We start from the raw sequence: 280 nt of genomic DNA, 5'->3' as shown, positions 1-280 counted from the left end.
CCGATCATCGACGATGAATTGTGGACACTGATCGAGCCGTTACTGCCGCCACCCAAGCCGCGGCGCGAGAAGAACCCGGGCCGCCTGCCTGTTTCGAATCGCGCCGCGCTGACCGGCATCCTGTTCGTTCTCAAGACCGGACTACGCTGGCGCGACCTGCCGGCCGAGATGGGATGCGGCTCGGGCGTGACATGTTGGCGCCGGCTGCGCGATTGGCAAGCAGCCGGTGTCTGGGATCGCTTGCACGAGCTACTGCTGGCAAAGCTGCGCGCAGCGGACC

General features: G+C 66.1%; 1 protein-coding gene. It reads left to right on the top strand.

The window, feature by feature from the left end:
- The coding region (locus ACV22V_RS32695; protein WP_448016871.1) for a transposase at positions 1–280 on the top strand (280 nt) is incomplete at both ends.

It is taken from the genome of Burkholderia sp. AW33-5, assembly GCF_053427615.1.
The sequence above is the reverse complement of the archived record's forward strand: the minus strand, read 5'-3'. Positions and strand labels throughout refer to the sequence as shown.